General features: G+C 53.3%; 1 pseudogene. It reads right to left on the bottom strand.

Annotated elements, in window-relative coordinates:
* Positions 1–1,172, bottom strand: a pseudogene (locus tag A8707_RS30085) (transposase); the annotation flags it as partial.

Below are 1,172 nucleotides of genomic sequence, written 5' to 3'. Positions count from 1 at the left end.
AAAGAGGGTGCGGACGACCTGCCCTAAAGCTTGAAAAGCCTGATAGAGGCGATTCCGACGACTATAGCTACCCAACCTGCGCAGCAAGGTCGAAGGGAGCACCTTGCCCGCCCGAATCGATAGCGCCACCCGAATCATGTCTTGCCAATGCGTTTCAATCAGCGCCCAATCAGCCGTTCCCTTAAACAACGGGTCAAGGTAGGGGTAAAGCTCATCCTTGCTGGGCTTAAGAAACGTTAAGTCCTTCCAGTTCCGGATGCGAGGCATTAACTGAATGCCCAACAGATAAGATAGCCCGAACACCGGAGTGGATTGACCTTGAGTATCAGCATGGAGGGTATCGGGTTGAATCTCGGAAGTGTTTTTGATTAGCCCATCGAGAATGTAAACCGCTTCCCACACTCCACAAGTAATGAAGTGGGTAAACAGCGCAATGTACTGGTCTGAAACATGATGATAGGCAATCCCTCCATAACCGCCATAGCGGATGTGATATTCCGATATCAGGTTATTCTCATAGATCGCGAATTTACTGCCGTCCGCGGCGGCAGTCTTGCCAGTACCCCAAACCTTGGGTAAATGGAGCTGGTTGTAAGCCTGAATGAGGTCGCGAATCGCGGCTTCAATTTTGGTTGCATCAACGTGCCGTCGGTTCGTACAAGACAGCATGTGGGACGTGATCACCCCTCGCGTGTGGCGTGCGGTTTGATTGGGACCGAGATTGCACCCATTCCAAAAGTGGTGAAAATGTAGCGCTCCATCGGCTTCTCTAGCTTAGGTTCAGCCCCTGAAGCCGGTCCAAAGTGACGAGTCCAGTTCAACCAATGCTCGGTGTTGCAGAGAATATCTAGGAGGCTGCGCTCCGGTAACTTCTCCCAGATTGCAGCTTCTAGAGCATCTGCTCCGGGGGGGGTTGAAAGTGCTTCGATCCGTTTCAGCATTGGAACTCCTTGGGGCGAGAGGCTGAACTGCTCCGAGGCTTGGCACGCCTGATCTGCCTGCTGCGCAGTCTCGGCTAATTGAGTCCGCAGTGCCGCTACAAATTGGGTCGCTTGGTCTGGTAAGCTGAGTTCCGCACAGTATTGCGTCAGTTGCGGTTCACACTCCTGCCACGAAAGCAGTTGCTCGCGGAAGTCCGCATAGCTCTCTGAACCCACGACACAGGCATCGCC

Source organism: Phormidesmis priestleyi BC1401, from assembly GCF_001650195.1.
GTDB lineage: Bacteria > Cyanobacteriota > Cyanobacteriia > Leptolyngbyales > Leptolyngbyaceae > Phormidesmis_A > Phormidesmis_A priestleyi_B.
The sequence above is the reverse complement of the archived record's forward strand: the minus strand, read 5'-3'. Positions and strand labels throughout refer to the sequence as shown.